Genomic DNA, 14927 nt, shown 5'->3' with positions numbered 1-14927 from the left:
GCAGCCTTCTTCTGTCATGCTCGCGGCGAGCGGTTTCGGTCCAGCCCATATGATCCCCGTGGTCTTCGCAACCCTCGGTGAATCACAACTGGCTGAAATCGCTCAACCTAATTTCCGGTTGGGCTCTTAGGATCGCTATGCCGGATTTTGCAGCAGCACGAAACAGATTTACTGAATTTCAGGCCGTTATGAACCAGTGGGAGACCAAATATTTCCTGCTCATTCAAGAAAACTGGGAAAAATACGCCGAACAAGCCAAACGCGATCTCAAAGTTATCTTTGACGAGTATGTGTATGGCTATCGGGACGAAGAAGGACGCATGGCTGGTCCGGATGTCGGATCTCCGCCCGATCATGATCCACAGCGCGACCTTATCGAAAAATCGAAGCCAGTCATTCAAAGGTGACGATCTACGTACAGAAAAGGACGCAACTCAACGATAGATTCCACCACGTCTTGGCGAACATGATGGACGCTGGATGATCGAGAAAAGTGAGATTTTCTGGGATGATAAAGGGAAATGGGGAAAGTATCTGCTTTAAGGACCCCCGCGCAACGATGGATCATGCTTTCCCCGGCACGACTTGATGACCTATCTCGAAGCAGCCCGGAACCTCGCTCGCGCCGGAGCGGAAGCAGGTGTCCCAATCGCCCTGGTCCACCCCGAACAAGCGGTCGACCGCGCCATATTCGGCAATGCACTTGCTCGTGAGATCCAGGTCGCGGGCTATCCCGCCGGGGTCGAACTTCCCTGGGTCGTGGAGGAACTCTACCTCTACTCCCTAGGTGAACTGGCCGAGCGTCAGGCAGGCTATCGATACGATGTCCGCACCGTCGAAGCGGCGGCGGACTGGGACACGAACCAGCATGTGATCGCCGACTGGGCGGCCAATCCGATCATTATCGGTGCGGATGGCGCGATCCGCTATGCCCGCCATGGCCGCAGGAACTGGACCTACGCCCTGATCGCGCCCGATCTTCCCGGCTTTTTCAACCTTCTGGCCGCCTGGCTGCGCTATTTCGTCGTCGAACGCGGCGGCAACCTGTTCAACGACAGTTTCGAAATCGACGACCCCACCCGCAACACGGTCCGCGACATGATACGGACGGCCACCGGTCTGGACGATCCCCATGCCGCACTTGCGCTTCTGGTAGGAAAGTGATGTCCCACACCATGTTCGGCTCCTCCTCTCTATCCGATCACGACGTCCTGCATGCCGAACGCGTGACAGGCCCGATCCCAAATGCTCTCCTCGCAATCTATCGTCGCCAAAATGGCGGCATGCTGGAACGCTCGTTGTTCCTCAGCGAGGCCGGGGACGATTACGTCATGGAATATCTCCTCCCAATTCCGGAAGGCGGACTCGAACCCGCCGAACAGGACATCATACGGGTCAACACCGCGTTACAGCAGGAAAACCTGATCCCTGCCGACAATCTGGCGTTCGGCATGGATGGCGGCGGCAATTACTTTTCGGTCGCGCGCAGCGACGGCAGTATTTGGTATCATCCGATGGACACTTGGGAAGAAGATCAGTCTCCCGAGGAAAACCATGCTCGCACCATGGAACGGCTCAGCGGTTCGGTTGCCGACTTCTTCGACAACCTGACCGAACAGTAAGGGCGCCAACGCCTTTCATCGAAACAAATTTGCCTTGGCCAGCTCGATCACCTCGTCGCCACGCCCGCTCATGATCGCACGCAGCGTATAGAGGCTGAACCCCTTGACCTGCTCGGCCATGATCTTGGGCGGCATGGCCAGTTCCAGCGTCTCGGTTACGACATCGACCAGCGCCGGGCCGTCATGGGCGAAGGCGGCGCGCAAGGTTGCTTCCAGTTCGTCGGAGCGGGTGACGCGGGCGCCGAAGAATCCCATCTGCGCCGCGATCGCGCCGAAATCGGGGTTTTTCAGCGCGACATTGGTGTCGACATAGCCTGCCGCCTTCTGCTCCAGCTCGACGAACCCCAGCGTCGAATTGTTGAACACGACGATCTTGATCGGCAACCGCATCTGCACCGCGGTCAGCATGTCCCCCATCAGCATCGTCAGCCCGCCATCGCCCGACAGCGACACGACCTGCCGCCCCGGATACGCCGCCTGCACGCCCAGCGCCTGCGGCATCGCGTTCGCCATCGACCCGTGGTTGAAAGACCCGATCAGCCGCCGTTTGCCATTCATCGTCAGGTAGCGCGCCGCCCACACCGCCGGCGTACCGACGTCCGCGGTGAACACCGTATTCTCGGCCGCCACCGCATCGATCACCCGCGCGACATATTGCGGGTGGAGCGGCTTGTCGCCGTCGCGCGGGGTGGCGAGGTCGTCGAGGCCTTTGCGCGCCTTGGCATAATGGTCGCGCGCCTTGGTCAGGAAGCCATCGTCGCGGCCCGACGCGATCAGCGGGATGAGGGCAGCCGCCGCCTCGGCCACGTCGCCGACGATGCCGATGTCGATCTGCACCCGCCGCCCCAGCGCGGAGGGGTCGCGATCGATCTGCGCCACTTTCGCCTTCTCGGGATAGAAGTTGCGATAGGGGAAATCGGTGCCGAGCATCAGCAGCGTGTCGCACTCCATCATCGCGTGATAGCCCGACGAAAAGCCGATCAGCCCGGTCATGCCGACGTCATAAGGGTTATCCCATTCGATCCATTCCTTAGCCCGATAGGCATGGACGATCGGTGCCTTGAGCTTCGCCGCCAGTGCGACCACCTCGTCATGCGCCCCGGCCACGCCCGCGCCGCACAGCAGGGTCACCGCCTGCGATCCGTTAAGCAGTTCGGCCAGGCGCTCGATTTCCCCCACCTGCGGCACGATGCGCGGGGGGAGGGGGGCGGCGAAGTCCGCGCGCGCTCCCTTCGGGGCGTCCTTCAGCGCGACGTCGCCGGGGATCACCAGCACCGCCACGCCCTGTTGCCCGATCGCGGTGCGCAGCGCGCGGTGGAGCAGTTCGGGCAGCTGTTCGGGTGTCTGCACCATCTCGCAGAAATGGCTGCATTCGCGGAACAGCTCGGTCGGGTGGGTTTCCTGGAAATAGTTGAGGCCGATCTCGCTCGACGGGATATGCGCGGCGATGGCCAGCACGGGCACCCGGTTGCGCTGGCAGTCGAACAGCCCGTTGATGAGGTGGAGGTTGCCCGGCCCACAGCTCCCCGCGCACACCGCCAGCCTGCCGGTCGCCGCAGCCTCCGCCCCGGCGGAAAAGGCGGCGACCTCTTCGTGGCGGACATGCATCCAGTCGATCTGGCCCGACCGGCGCAGGCTGTCGTTGATCGCGTTCAGGCTGTCGCCGGTCACGCCCCAGATGCGTTCGACACCAGCGGAAACCAGAGTGTCGGTGATGAGGTCGGCGATCTGCATGGGGGTACCTTCCGAAGAGTGTTCGGAAGGGGAAACCGGTGAGCGCGCAATTGGCTTCGTGCAAAGCGTGCAGGGCGAGTTGTGGATTTCTGCACTGGCCCGTTCCGACGCCTGCCGCGTTCCAGCGTCGGACAGACTTCTAGCGCGATAGTCGATACGAAAAAGCGGTCGTGCGCTGCTGCGCACGACCGCTCATTGCGTTGCGTCGCGGGGACCGATCGGTCCCCTATGACGCCGACGCCAGCCCGATCAGTTGCTGTCGGGCGACTCGTCGCTCTTCACGATGGCGAGGATGCCGATCGCGGCGATACCCGCACCGATAGCCGCAGCAATAAGGCCGGGACCGGCAAGCTTGTTCGACTTGTCGGCCGAAGCCGAAGCACGCACCGGCTGCACGACCGAGAGCTTGGTTGCCGGGTTTGCCGGAGCAGCCATGACCGGAGCGGCGACCAGCGTGGTAGCCGCTACTGCGGTGATGAATTTGGCAATCATAATGGTCTCCTTCGGTGAGGGGGCTGACTGCCTCCCCATGTAGATCAAGTCTAGGCGTTATTGACCAAGCGAAACATTATCTTACAAATTTGAAGATTCGGATCCTATTCGATTTCATTCGCACGATACTCGACAAATAGCGTCGGCCATCGCCTAGCGATGACCGAAATCTACGCAGGTATGAAATACCTTTCGGAGGCTTCATCAATGGGTGACAAATCACGCTAGCGTGCGCACCTTCGCTTCGCGGTCCCAGTAACGCTTCTTGGCAGCGTCGATAAAGCCGGCAAGGTCCGTGACACCTTCGTCAACTTCCACCCCGGCCTTGTCGAGCAGCGGTTTCGCGTCGGCGTTGTGGCCGATCGCCTTCAAATGCCCGAACGCGTCCATCACCCACTGGACCGCCGCGCCTTCCTTCACCAGCTTGGCCGTGGCGTCGGCCGACAGCAGCACCGCGCAGGCATCGACCGTGACCGAGGGCTGGCCGAACAGCTGCGCGTCGGCGGCGATGGTCGATCCGTCGGACAGCGGCACCTTGCCGACCTTCGGCGCGATCGTCATCGCGTTGCCGCCGGCGGCCTTGATCGCGTCCTTCAGGCTCGCCAGTTCGCCGGCGTCGCTGCCGTCGGCGATCAGGATACCGACATTGCGCCCCTCGAGCGTGTGCTTTTCGAGCGGCCCGCGGATGATGCGCAGCGCGGGCGAGGGGTCCATGTCGAGCACCGGCGCGGCGGTCGGCGACGCTTCGGGCAGGTTCATCGCAAGGCCGTCGGCGACACGGGTGGCAAGGTCCTCATCGACGTTGCGCAGGTTGGCGAGCATCGCGGTGCGGATATGCTCGAGGCTGACCTTCGACAGTTCGAACACCAAGGCCGAGGCCAGATGCGCCTGTTCCGCCGGGTCGATCGAGCGGAAGAACAGCCGTGCCTGGCTGTAATGGTCGGCGAAGCTTTCGGGGCGGATGCGCAGCTTCTGGCCCTGCTCCTCCGAGGGGAAGGTCTTGTAGCCCTTGTCCGGGTCCTCGCGCGCGCCAGCCTCTTCGCCGGCCTTGGCAAGGCTGTTGGGTTCGTAATTGGCGCGGCCCTTGGGGACGGCCATCTGCATGTGGCCGTCGCGCTGCTGGTTCAGGAATGGACACCCGGCGGCTTCGGCGCGGCCCTTGGCACTGTTGATCGGCAGCTGGTGGAAATTGACCGAGCCGAGGCGCGACAGCTGCGTGTCGGTGTAGCTGAACAGCCGGCCCTGCAGCAGCGGGTCGTTCGAGAAACCGATGCCCGGCACGACATGGCTCGGCACGAACGCCGCCTGTTCGGTCTCCGCGAAGAAATTGTCCGGATAGCGGTCGAGCACCATCCGCCCGACGATGCGGACCGGCAGCACTTCCTCGGGAATGATCTTGGTCGCGTCGAGCACGTCATAGGGCAGGCTGTTCGCGAACTCCTCGTCGAACAGCTGCACGCCCAGCTCCCAGGTCGGGAAGTCGCCGCGGTCGATCCGCTCGAACAGGTCGCGGCGCTGGAAATCGGGGTCGGCACCGGCGATCTTGACCGTCTCGTCCCAGATGGTCGAGGCGAGGCCGGCCCTGGGCTTCCAGTGGAACTTGACGAAGGTCGACTTGCCTTCCTTGTTCACGAAGCGGAAGGTGTGGACGCCGAACCCCTCCATGTTCGCGAAGGTGCGCGGCAGGGTGCGGTCCGACATCGCCCACATGACCATGTGCGTCGATTCCGGCATCAGCGAGATGAAGTCCCAGAAGGTGTCGTGCGCGGTCGCCGCCTGCGGGTATCCGCGATCGGCCTCCATCTTGGCGGCGTGGATCAGGTCCGGGAACTTGATCGCGTCCTGGATGAAGAAGACGGGGATGTTGTTGCCGACCAAGTCCCAGTTGCCCTCGCGGGTGTAGAACTTCACCGCGAAGCCGCGCACGTCGCGCGGGGTGTCGACCGATCCGGCGCCACCGGCGACGGTCGAGAAGCGGGTGAACACCTCGGTCCGCTGCCCCTTCTTCTGGAACAGGTCGGCGATGGTGATGTCGGCGAGGCTGTCGGTGCATTCGAAATAGCCATGCGCCGCGCTCCCACGGGCATGGACGATCCGCTCCGGAATCCGCTCATGATCGAAATGGTTCATCTTCTCGCGGAAGACTTCGTCCTCGATCAGCACGGGGCCGCGCGCCCCCGCCTTCAACTGGTTCTGGTTGTCGCTGATCGGCGTGCCGTGGTTGGTGGTCAGCACCGGATGATCGGCATCGGTCACCTGATGGGTTTCGCCGCCGTTGCCGGCGTTGCGGGGATTCGTGTCGGTCATGGGGGAGTCCTTGGGATCGGAGGTCGCAAGACCAACGTCCCGGCGGAGGGTGAAGTTGCCCGGCCGGAGGCGATTGCGGCGAAATAACAATGGGGTGGGACGGGGCCCGCACGAACAACGGGGAGATCCCAGCCTGCGCTGGGATGACGTGCGTGGCAGGGCATAGCCTGGCGCAGACCGCTACAGGCTCCCCACGCTGCCCTTGCCCGACCCCCATCCCCCGGCTACAGCGCGGCCATTCGCAAGGACCCGGTGCAATTCCGGGTGGCTATTCCGGCCGCCGATCCGCCGGACAACATCCCCGCAGGCACCCGCGCCCGTGATGCGCCCTGCGGCCCGATGTGGAATTTCCATGACATTCGATTTTGCAACCTATCGCCGCCAATGGTTTCGCGGTGCCGCCGGCATACGGGCCGACATCCTCGCCGGGATCGTCGTCGCGCTCGCGCTGATCCCCGAGGCGATCGGCTTTTCGATCATCGCCGGGGTCGACCCGCGCGTCGGCCTCTATGCCTCGGTCGCGATCGCGGTGACGATCGCGTTTCTGGGCGGGCGATCGGGGATGATCTCCGCCGCGACCGCCGCGGTGGCGGTGCTGGTGGGCCCGCTGGTGCGCGACCACGGCGTCGCATATCTGTTCGCCGCCACCATCCTGATGGGGCTGATCCAGATGGGGTCACTGCACGAAAGTGAAGTTTACGTACGCTAGGATCGAACGAACGGCGAACGCGGACGGTCCTAACGTCTGAAGGGAATGACGACAGCCTGATCGAGGAAGACGCGCATGCCTTCTTCTTTAACGGTCTGGCGGAAGGCGGCATGAGCCGCATCGTCGGTCGCGAAGAGGTCATCCCACACCGTGGACGTTCCATTCTCATTTTCCACTTCGAGCGACCAACCCGGCTCATTCTCGAGCCTTATGATATTTACACTCACGGTGATGCCCTGCTCTGTAACGACGCCGGATAGGCTCGAAGTGACGATGTTGGGGTCGCGTTCGTGCATCACTCTTTCCTCATGCTTTGCTACGGTTTGGCAGCGGCGCCTTCGAGCGCCTTGTAGAGCGCTGTTTTACCGACTTTGAGCCGCGTGGCCGCCTCCCGGACCGTCAGGCCTGCCGCGATATGATCGCGCGCCTTGCGCAATTTGTCAGGCGTGATGACCGGACGCCGACCGCCAAGGCTCCCCCGTTCCCGCGCAGCCTTCAAGCCGGCGTTGGTGCGCTCGCGGATCAGGTCGCGCTCGAACTGGGCGAGCGAGCCGAAGATGTTGAACACGAGCATCCCGCCCGACGTGGTGGTGTCGATCTGCTCGGTGAGCGATCGGAAACCAACGCCACGCGCGGCCAGTTCGCCGACCTTTTCGATCAGGTGGCTCATTGAGCGACCGAGGCGGTCCAGCTTCCATACAACTAGCGTGTCACCGCCACGTAGATAGGCCAGGGCCTCGGCAAGCCCCGGCCTATCAGTTTTAGCGCCGGACGCATGGTCGTCGAAGATGCGCTCGCATCCGGCCGCGTTGAGCGCGTCGTGCTGTAGCGCCAGCTTCTGGTCGCCGGTCGATACCCGCGCATAGCCGATCAGCGCCACGGTCGGTTCCGATCTGTCCGTTTTCCCATCGATTTGCATTCTTGTCCGAATCGCCATCGCGGGTCCAGAGTTGACGGACATATTCATGCTGGCCGCCAGAGGACCGTCTGACGGACAGTGCGGGAAAGGTCGTGACGCATGGCAAGACGGCAGTTGCTGACACGCGAAGCGCTCGGCTCACATTACGATCCTCCAACCGACGAACGGGAGATCGCCCGTCACTTTACCCTCAGCCGTGAGGATCTCGATCTTGTCAGCGAACGACGTGGAGCGCCAAGCCGCCTCGGGTTCGCGCTGCTGCTGCTTTACATGCGTTGGCCGGGCCGCGTGCTGGAAGCCGGTGAGAAACCGCCGAGTGCCATCCTCGCCTTTGTCGGCGATCAGGTCGACGCGGCGGCAAAGGCGTTCGACGATTACGCCCGTCGCGATGAAACCCGCCGCGGGCATCTCGCCGATCTCATGCAGCGGTTCGGCTATACCGCTTTCGACCGTAACCACTTTCGCGAGATCGTGGCGTTCGCGATGCCGGTCGCGCAGACCGTCGCGCAGCCTCTCTTGCTTGCCGGCACCGTGATCGACGAGTTGCGTCGGCGACGGGTACTACTGCCGCCCCCGGCTGTCATCGAGGCAATCGTCAGGCACGCGCGCCAGCAGGCCGAACAACTCACCCATGAAATCCTGACCAGCGGCATTGAGCCTGACAAGCTCACGATGCTCGATGCCTTGCTGACCCGGCGGTCGGATCAGGGAACGACATGGCTGGCCTGGCTGCGCAATGCGCCGCAATCACCGGCACCGCGCAACATCCTGCGGCTGCTGGAACGGCTCGATCATGTCCGCAACCTCGGCCTCGACCTTGCGCGCGCCGCCATGATCCCATCAGCGACATTCGACCGGCTTGCCGACGAGGCGGTACGGATCACGCCGCAGCACCTCGGCGAACTGACCCCGCTACGCCGCCATGCGACACTGGCGGCCGCAACAATCCGCCTTGAGGAAAGCCTCACCGACGCGACGCTCACCATGTTCGATAAGCTTCTCGGCAGCATGGTACGCCGGGCGGAAAACCGAACGCGCGACAAGGCAATCAGGACGGTGCGCGAGATGCAGGGGCATCTGCGCACCCTGACCAACAGTTGCCGCGTGCTCATCGACGCACACGCCAAGGGTATCGACTCCCTCGCGCGTCTCGGCCCGTTCGACTGGGAACGGTTCGGCTCCGCCGTCGATCAGGCGGAAGTCCTGGTCCGCCCCGAGACGATCGACCGCACGGCCGAACTTATTGAGCGGCATCGCACGGTGAAGTTGTTCGCCGGGCAGTTCCTGCGGGCGTTCGAGTTTCGCGGTGCCGGGCCGGTGCAGGGAATTCTCGACGCGCTCGCCATCATCGCTGATCTCTACCATACTGGAAAACGACGCCTGCCTGACAAGGTGCCGCTGCGCTTCGTGCCGGCGGGCTGGCGTCCATTCGTAATCCGTAACGGTGTCGTTGATCGCGCGGCCTATGAACTCTGCGCACTGTCTCAGCTTCGCGATCGGCTGCGGGCCGGCGATATCTGGGTGGCAGGCAGCCGACAGTTTCGGGATTTCGACAGCTATCTCATTCCGCCCGCTACCTTCGCAGCGTTGCGCGAGAAGGGGCCACTTCCGCTCGCGATCGCGACCGGGTTCGTATCTCATATCGAGGATCGCCGTGAACGCCTGAACCGCGCGATCGAACGGGTAACGGTGCTGGCCCGGCAGGGCGAACTGCCGCAGGTCCGGCTCGACGAAAACGGGCTGATGATCTCCCCTTTGAAGGCGATCACACCGCCCGCCGCAGAGGTCGCCCGCCGCACCGCCTATGACCGTCTCCCCCGCGTGAAAATCACGGATATCCTGCTCGATGTGGATACGTGGACCGGCTTCGGCGACTGTTTTACCCACCGGCGATCAGGCCGTCCGGCCGACGACCGTAATGCGTTGCTGACCGTGATCCTTGCCGATGGCATCAATCTCGGCCTGACCCGCATGGCGGACAGTTGCCGTGGTGCCAGTCTGCGCCAACTCGCGCATCTGCATGACTGGCACATCAGCGAAGCCGCCTATGGCGAGGCGCTCGGACGACTGATCGAGGCGCATCGCGCGATGCCGCTTGCCGGATTATGGGGCAGCGGCATCAGCTCGTCGAGCGACGGACAGCAATTCCATGCCGGCGGGCGGGGCGCTGCGATCAGCGATATCAACGCGCGCAACGGCAACGAACCCGGTGTGTCGTTCTACACTCATATCTCGGACCAGTATGACCCGTTCGGCTCGCGCGTGATCGCCGCGACCGCGGGCGAGGCTCCCTATGTCCTCGACGGTTTGCTGTATCACCAGACCGGGTTGTCGATCGAAGAGCATTATACCGATACGGGCGGCGCGTCCGACCATGTGTTCGGGCTGATGCCGTTCTTCGGCTACCGCTTCGCGCCACGCTTGCGTGATATCAAGGAGCGCCGCCTGCACCTCCTGCCCGGGCAGGAAGCGGGGCCGTTGCTTGCCGGCATGGTTGGCGATCCGATCGCGCACGACCACTTAGCCGCGCATTGGGACGAACTGCTGCGGCTCGCCACCTCGATCCGAACCGGAACCGTCACCGCGTCGGCTATGCTGCGCAAGCTGTCCGCCTATCCGCGCCAGAACGGTCTGGCATTAGCGCTGCGCGAGCTCGGACGGCTCGAACGCTCGATCTTCATGCTCGACTGGTTGCAGGACATTGATCTGCGCAGGCGCACCCAGGCGGGGCTGAACAAGGGGGAGGCGCGCAACGCGCTTGCCCGCGCATTGTTCTTCAACCAGCTCGGCGAGCTGCGCGACCGCCAGTTCGAAAATCAGTCTTACCGCGCCTCCGGCCTCAACTTGCTGGTCGCCGCGATCATCCTGTGGAACACACGCTATCTCGAACGGTCACTGGCCGACATGGGAGCGCCGGACGATATTGCCCGCCATATCGCACCGCTGGGCTGGGAGCATATCGCGCTCACCGGCGACTATAGCTGGGAGCGGGACGATAGGCCGGCACCGGATCAGCTCAGGCCGCTACGCATCTCGCCCTCGCTCTTGGCAGCTTAGCCCTTTGTATGACCTGATACGCCCAAGTCGGTGATAGCGAGTAAATTGACCGTTCTCGAAAGCGGACATTTCGAACCACGGTTCTGACACTTCGCGCCGCGCAAGAATACGTGGGCCTGCGGCAGCTTCACAACCGTCCGGTTATGACACCAGCGACTTTCCCGATTGAGATGGTATTTTGGGATTATGGAAGTGGCTCGGTTAGCCGGTTCCACCTGAAACATCGGGAGCCACCTTGGGGTCGGGGTCCTGCGCCTTGCCGGTTGCGGGTGCCGCCTTCTGATGCGGCATGGCGGTGAGATAGGCGACGATTGCGTCGACGTCCTTCTCGGCCACCGGCGCCTTATACACCTCGCGCATCTTGGTGACGGTCGCCTTCCACTGAGCCGCCGATAGCGCAGGCTGGGTCAGCGCCATACTGGCCGAGTGGCATGAGGTGCAGTTGGCGTTGATGACGTCGGCGTGCGGACCATCGGGATAGCTCGCGTCGTCGACCGGCAGGTCGACGCTGGTCGAGGTAAGCGAGAAGCCGCGGGCCGACACGCTGACGGGGGGCGCCGGCTCGGACGTCTCGGAGATCGGGGCAGACGCCTTGCGGCTGCTCGGCGCACCTATCGAGATGAGGATGATACCGGTCAGGCCGATCAGGCCAGCGGCCATGATGCCGGGAGACGGGGTCTTCATGCTACTCGCTCCTCAGGCCGCAATGATGGTGGTGGTTTCGATGTTGCCGCGCATGAACCCGCCGGGGTTCCAGATCGGCTTCATCGGCTGGGCGACACCGTTGGCGTTCCAGCAGCGCACCATGATGGGGTTGGGACCGCGCCTAAGCGGCACGCGACCATCCCAGCGCCGGAAGCTATACTTGCCCTCGTCCGCTCCGAGCGTCGTCCTGTACCAAGTGCGGCCACCATCGGATGAGACATCGACCTTGGCGACGCCGCAGTCGCCGCCCATCGCGATCCCGCCAACCGGGATGGACGCTTCATAGGCGATCGCCTGGCCATCCGGCAGGCTGGTCATCCAGCTGCGCGGGATCATGCGATTGATCGGCACGGTCGGGAAGTCCTTGGCACCGGGCGCGACATTCGCGCCGGGTGTAGCCGGTATCTTGTAGGCCTTGGCCATCCAATACTGGTCGTCAGGGCCGGGCAGTACCTCGATCGCGTTCAGCATCTTGACCCAGTAGGTCGAATACCAGCCCGGGACGATCAGCCGGCAGGGAAAGCCGTTGAGGAGCGGCAGCTGCTCGCCGTTCATGCCGAAGGCGATCATCACTTCGCCGTCGCGGGCATGGTCGATGTCGAGCGCCTTCTCGAAGTCAGGGGCGCCCGTCACAACCGGCTGATCGAGCGCGCCGAAGCGCACCTGTACCGCGCCTGCCTTGACCCCCGCGAGGTCCAGCACGTCGCGCAGGCGCACGCCGAGCCATTTGGCATTGCCCATCGCGCCGTTGCCCCATTGCGCGCCGGCGACACGCGGCTGGAACAACCCACGGCTGTTGCCCGAGCACTGATTGACCGCTGCCATCTCGACGCGCGGCAGGCGCAGCAGTTGGGCAAGGCTGATCGACAGCGGTCTGTTGACGTGGCCGAAGACCTTGAGGCGAAAGCTCTCGACGTCGATCGAGGTCGGGATGTCGGCCCAGTGCCAGCGGACGAAGAACTGGTCGTTGGGCGTGAACACCGACTTGTCGAACACGTCCATCGGCGTCTCCAACAGCGGAGGATGGATGCGTTGGAGGATCATGCTGCCCTTGCCAGGAAAGGCGCTGGTCATCGGCCGCTCGGCATTGCCGCCAGGCAGCTTCAGGTCGACGAGCTGCTGCGCCAGCGCAGGTGCTGCGGCAAGGCCGGCGGTGCCGAGCGCCGTACGCCTGAGAAAGCGGCGACGGCTGGTTTCACTCGCCAGCGCGGCGTCAAAATTGTCCATGACAAGGCTCTCCTGTGGCCAGCCACGCTGGCGGATCGAAGGGGCGTTCTGCAAGTGATCGGACCGACTGATCCGATCATCAGGGTGGATCAGTTCGGGGTAGCGATGCAGGGCGAGACGAACAGGTTGCCGCGCCATGCTCCGGCGAGCGTCTTGGCACCGACCAGCAGCCACATCGCCGCGAGCGCGATCGTCAGCACCGTGCCGACGATACCGAAGAAGCCGAGGTTCAGCGTCGTACCGAGGCGGAAGGTGGCGACGGTGTAGACGCCGAGCGGGAAGGTATAGCCCCACCAGCCAAGGTTGAATGGGACGCCGGCGCGCCAGTAGCGGATGGTGATGAGCGTCGCGAGCGCCAGCCACCACAGGCCGAAACCCCACAGGCAGAGCCCGGCGACGACGCCGATCCCTTGCGCGACGGTACCGACACCGACCAGCCCGTGCGCCGCGAGGATCGCCGGCGCATCCGCCCCAAGCACCAGCATACCCAGCGCCCCGGTGCCGATCGGCCCCAGCGCGAGCCAGGAGGATGCCGCCATGCTCTCGTGCGGGAGCTTGTGGAGCGCCATGCGCAGGATCAGAATAGCGAGGATGCCAAACGCGACCGGCACCGAATAGGCCCACAGCACATACGAGGTCGCGAGCGTCACGATCTGCGCGTGGGGATCGGTCAGATGCGGAGCGAGTAGCCCGCCGCTGGCACCCGCCACTTCCGCTGCGACGACCGGCAGCAGCCATACCGCGGTCATGCCGTCCAGGCTGTGCTCGTGGCGGGTAAACATCAGGTAGGGGATCAACACGCCGCAGGCGAGCGACATGGCGACGTCGATCCACCACAGGACGTGTGCGACCGGCACGATGCCGTTACCGAATCGCGCGATCCCGAAGGCGAGACATCCGTTGATGATCGTCGCCAGGCCCATCGGGATGGTCCCGATGAACATCGACACGGTGTTGTGGCCGAAGATGCGCCGTGCCTCATGCCCGAACATCGCCCAGCGCGCGCCATAGAGACCGGCGAACAGGATGAAGAGCGCGATGTTGAAGAACCACAACACCTCGCCAATCGGTTTGAGCGCGGGGCCGATGCCGGGCACCTGCGGCAGCGCGAGAGCGAGGATGCCGGTGCCCATGGTCGCGGCAAACCAGTTGGGTGTGAACTGGCGGATCATCTCGCGCGGGTGATCGAGCCTGCTTAGCGGCTTGAGGCCGGTCAGGGCCGAAGGTGCGTCGGCAGTCATGCGACCTGCTCCTTGATGAGGTCCGTCAGCGCGTCGGCCGCGCGGGTGCGATAGCGTTCCTTGTGGCGCAGCGCGTGGAAGGCGCGATCGGGTAACTCAAGCGCCAGCTCGACCAGATCGCCGGCCTTGAGCGCGCGTGCGACGACCAATCGCGACAACACAGCGACGCCGGCACCGGCCTCGACCGCGGTACGCACCGCCTCGTTGGACGGCAGCGTCATCGCTACCGTCAGCTGGGCCGGATCAAACCCGCGCGTTCGCAGCACGTCCTCGAAGGTCGAGCGCGTGCCCGAACCCTGCTCGCGGACGATCCAGCGTGCAGCGCGAAGCCAGTCCTCGTCGACACGCTCGGCGTCCCTGCGTCCGACCAGCACCATCGGATCGCGTCCGACTTCCCAATGCGCCAGCGCTGGTTCGTCCACTTCGCCTTCAACGAAACCGAGTTCCGCCGCTCCGCTAAGGACCTGCGCTGCCGCGCCTTCGGTGTTGTCGATCGCCAGCTCGACCGCGATCTGCGGGTGGCGCTCGTGGAAGGCGGCAAGCCTTGCGGGCAACCAGTAGCTTGCGATCGTCTGGCTGGCGACGATCCGCAACGAACCACGGGCAAGCCCGGCATAGTCCGCCAGCATCGTCTCGGCATGCGCTGCCCGCCCCAGCACCGCGCGCGCTTCCTCCAGAAAGCCGCGGCCCGCTTCGGTCAGCTGGATGCCACGCCCGACGCGGTGAAACAGAGGAACCCCGTAGCGCGCTTCGAGGGCCGCGACCGCGCCGGAGGCAGCGGACTGCGTGACGTTCAGCACCTCTGCTGCCTTGGTGACGTGTTCGCGCTCGGCGACACCGACGAAGATTCTGAGCTGCTCCAGGGTCATGCAGCTTGTATCGCGGAAACTGATCGATACGACCAACCGTTTGAT

At 64.0% G+C, this 14927-nt stretch carries 13 protein-coding genes, 1 pseudogene and 1 other annotated feature; of the genes and pseudogenes, 5 read left to right on the top strand and 9 right to left on the bottom strand.

Annotated elements, in window-relative coordinates:
* Positions 1-137 precede the first annotated feature (137 nt).
* The 3 genes from QLH51_RS08460 to QLH51_RS08450 all read left to right on the top strand — a co-directional run bounded on the left by QLH51_RS08460 (position 138) and on the right by QLH51_RS08450 (position 1622).
* The gene (locus QLH51_RS08460; RefSeq protein WP_283514533.1) at positions 138-407 is read left to right on the top strand and encodes an NTF2 fold immunity protein; all 270 of its coding nucleotides are present in this window, start codon (positions 138-140) and stop codon (positions 405-407) included.
* Between the two features lie 181 nt (positions 408-588).
* Positions 589-1164 carry a hypothetical protein gene (locus QLH51_RS08455; RefSeq protein WP_283514532.1) on the top strand — a complete coding sequence of 192 codons (576 nt, stop codon included), beginning with the start codon at positions 589-591 and terminating at the stop codon, positions 1162-1164.
* On the top strand, positions 1164-1622 hold the full coding sequence (locus QLH51_RS08450) for an SMI1/KNR4 family protein (RefSeq protein WP_283514531.1): 459 nt from the start codon (positions 1164-1166) through the stop codon (positions 1620-1622). The genes QLH51_RS08455 and QLH51_RS08450 overlap by 1 nt, the downstream gene beginning before the upstream one ends.
* A gap of 15 nt (positions 1623-1637) precedes the next feature.
* Here the strand turns inward: QLH51_RS08450 and poxB are convergent, their stop codons facing one another.
* The 3 genes from poxB to QLH51_RS08435 all read right to left on the bottom strand — a co-directional run bounded on the left by poxB (position 1638) and on the right by QLH51_RS08435 (position 6155).
* Positions 1638-3356, bottom strand: coding sequence for a ubiquinone-dependent pyruvate dehydrogenase (poxB, locus tag QLH51_RS08445; RefSeq protein ID WP_283514530.1), 1719 nt, complete (start codon positions 3354-3356; stop codon positions 1638-1640).
* A 249-nt stretch (positions 3357-3605) separates the two neighbouring features.
* Complete coding sequence (locus QLH51_RS08440; RefSeq protein WP_283514529.1) at positions 3606-3848, bottom strand: hypothetical protein; 243 nt, start codon at positions 3846-3848, stop codon at positions 3606-3608.
* 219 nt (positions 3849-4067) lie between these two features.
* Positions 4068-6155 (bottom strand): catalase, encoded by a 2088-nt coding sequence (locus QLH51_RS08435; protein WP_283514528.1) that lies wholly within the window; start codon positions 6153-6155, stop codon positions 4068-4070.
* A gap of 242 nt (positions 6156-6397) precedes the next feature.
* Positions 6398-6453 (top strand) — a sequence feature (sul1 is cis-regulatory element that is thought to sense ions involved in sulfur or methionine metabolism; They are found in Alphaproteobacteria).
* A 54-nt stretch (positions 6454-6507) separates the two neighbouring features.
* Between QLH51_RS08435 and QLH51_RS08430 the strand changes: the two are divergent.
* Positions 6508-6828, top strand: a pseudogene (locus QLH51_RS08430) (SulP family inorganic anion transporter); the annotation flags it as partial.
* A 65-nt stretch (positions 6829-6893) separates the two neighbouring features.
* On the opposite strand, the gene QLH51_RS08425 reads toward QLH51_RS08430, so the two are convergent.
* Positions 6894-7160, bottom strand: coding sequence for a hypothetical protein (locus tag QLH51_RS08425; RefSeq protein ID WP_037529330.1), 267 nt, complete (start codon positions 7158-7160; stop codon positions 6894-6896).
* Positions 7161-7180: 20 nt separating this feature from the next.
* Entirely contained in the window at positions 7181-7744 is a 564-nt protein-coding gene (locus QLH51_RS08420) for a recombinase family protein (protein WP_137898443.1), read from the bottom strand.
* A 138-nt stretch (positions 7745-7882) separates the two neighbouring features.
* Between QLH51_RS08420 and QLH51_RS08415 the strand changes: the two genes are divergently transcribed.
* Positions 7883-10840: a Tn3 family transposase gene (locus QLH51_RS08415; RefSeq protein ID WP_283514527.1), complete on the top strand. Its 2958-nt coding sequence runs from the start codon at positions 7883-7885 to the stop codon at positions 10838-10840.
* A 201-nt stretch (positions 10841-11041) separates the two neighbouring features.
* Here QLH51_RS08415 and QLH51_RS08410 read toward each other — a convergent pair whose 3' ends face one another.
* The 4 genes from QLH51_RS08410 to QLH51_RS08395 all read right to left on the bottom strand — a co-directional run bounded on the left by QLH51_RS08410 (position 11042) and on the right by QLH51_RS08395 (position 14882).
* Positions 11042-11524, bottom strand: a complete 483-nt coding sequence (locus QLH51_RS08410) for a c-type cytochrome (protein WP_037529331.1) — start codon at positions 11522-11524, stop codon at positions 11042-11044.
* A gap of 12 nt (positions 11525-11536) precedes the next feature.
* Positions 11537-12772, bottom strand: a complete 1236-nt coding sequence (locus QLH51_RS08405) for a molybdopterin-dependent oxidoreductase (RefSeq protein ID WP_055982114.1) — start codon at positions 12770-12772, stop codon at positions 11537-11539.
* Between the two features lie 89 nt (positions 12773-12861).
* A complete protein-coding gene (locus tag QLH51_RS08400; RefSeq protein ID WP_055982116.1) occupies positions 12862-14013 on the bottom strand; it encodes a TDT family transporter in 1152 nt (383 codons plus the stop codon).
* Entirely contained in the window at positions 14010-14882 is an 873-nt protein-coding gene (locus tag QLH51_RS08395; protein WP_055982119.1) for a LysR family transcriptional regulator, read from the bottom strand. Before QLH51_RS08395 ends, QLH51_RS08400 begins: the two co-directional genes overlap by 4 nt.
* Between the last annotated feature and the right edge of the window lie 45 nt (positions 14883-14927).

The organism is Sphingomonas sp. 2R-10 (assembly GCF_030062225.1).
Taxonomy (GTDB): domain Bacteria; phylum Pseudomonadota; class Alphaproteobacteria; order Sphingomonadales; family Sphingomonadaceae; genus Sphingomonas.
The sequence above is the reverse complement of the archived record's forward strand: the minus strand, read 5'-3'. Positions and strand labels throughout refer to the sequence as shown.

What these genes read in the sequence shown, in the direction of transcription:
- QLH51_RS08460 (WP_283514533.1), top strand. Translation starts at nt 138, where the DNA reads ATGCCGGATTTTGCAGCAGCACGAAACAGATTTACTGAATTTCAGGCC.
- QLH51_RS08455 (WP_283514532.1), top strand. Translation starts at nt 589, where the DNA reads ATGACCTATCTCGAAGCAGCCCGGAACCTCGCTCGCGCCGGAGCGGAA.
- QLH51_RS08450 (WP_283514531.1), top strand. Translation starts at nt 1,164, where the DNA reads ATGTCCCACACCATGTTCGGCTCCTCCTCTCTATCCGATCACGACGTC.
- poxB (WP_283514530.1), bottom strand. Translation starts at nt 3,356, where the DNA reads ATGCAGATCGCCGACCTCATCACCGACACTCTGGTTTCCGCTGGTGTC.
- QLH51_RS08440 (WP_283514529.1), bottom strand. Translation starts at nt 3,848, where the DNA reads ATGATTGCCAAATTCATCACCGCAGTAGCGGCTACCACGCTGGTCGCC.
- QLH51_RS08435 (WP_283514528.1), bottom strand. Translation starts at nt 6,155, where the DNA reads ATGACCGACACGAATCCCCGCAACGCCGGCAACGGCGGCGAAACCCAT.
- QLH51_RS08425 (WP_037529330.1), bottom strand. Translation starts at nt 7,160, where the DNA reads ATGCACGAACGCGACCCCAACATCGTCACTTCGAGCCTATCCGGCGTC.
- QLH51_RS08415 (WP_283514527.1), top strand. Translation starts at nt 7,883, where the DNA reads ATGGCAAGACGGCAGTTGCTGACACGCGAAGCGCTCGGCTCACATTAC.
- QLH51_RS08410 (WP_037529331.1), bottom strand. Translation starts at nt 11,524, where the DNA reads ATGAAGACCCCGTCTCCCGGCATCATGGCCGCTGGCCTGATCGGCCTG.
- QLH51_RS08405 (WP_055982114.1), bottom strand. Translation starts at nt 12,772, where the DNA reads ATGGACAATTTTGACGCCGCGCTGGCGAGTGAAACCAGCCGTCGCCGC.
- QLH51_RS08400 (WP_055982116.1), bottom strand. Translation starts at nt 14,013, where the DNA reads ATGACTGCCGACGCACCTTCGGCCCTGACCGGCCTCAAGCCGCTAAGC.
- QLH51_RS08395 (WP_055982119.1), bottom strand. Translation starts at nt 14,882, where the DNA reads ATGACCCTGGAGCAGCTCAGAATCTTCGTCGGTGTCGCCGAGCGCGAA.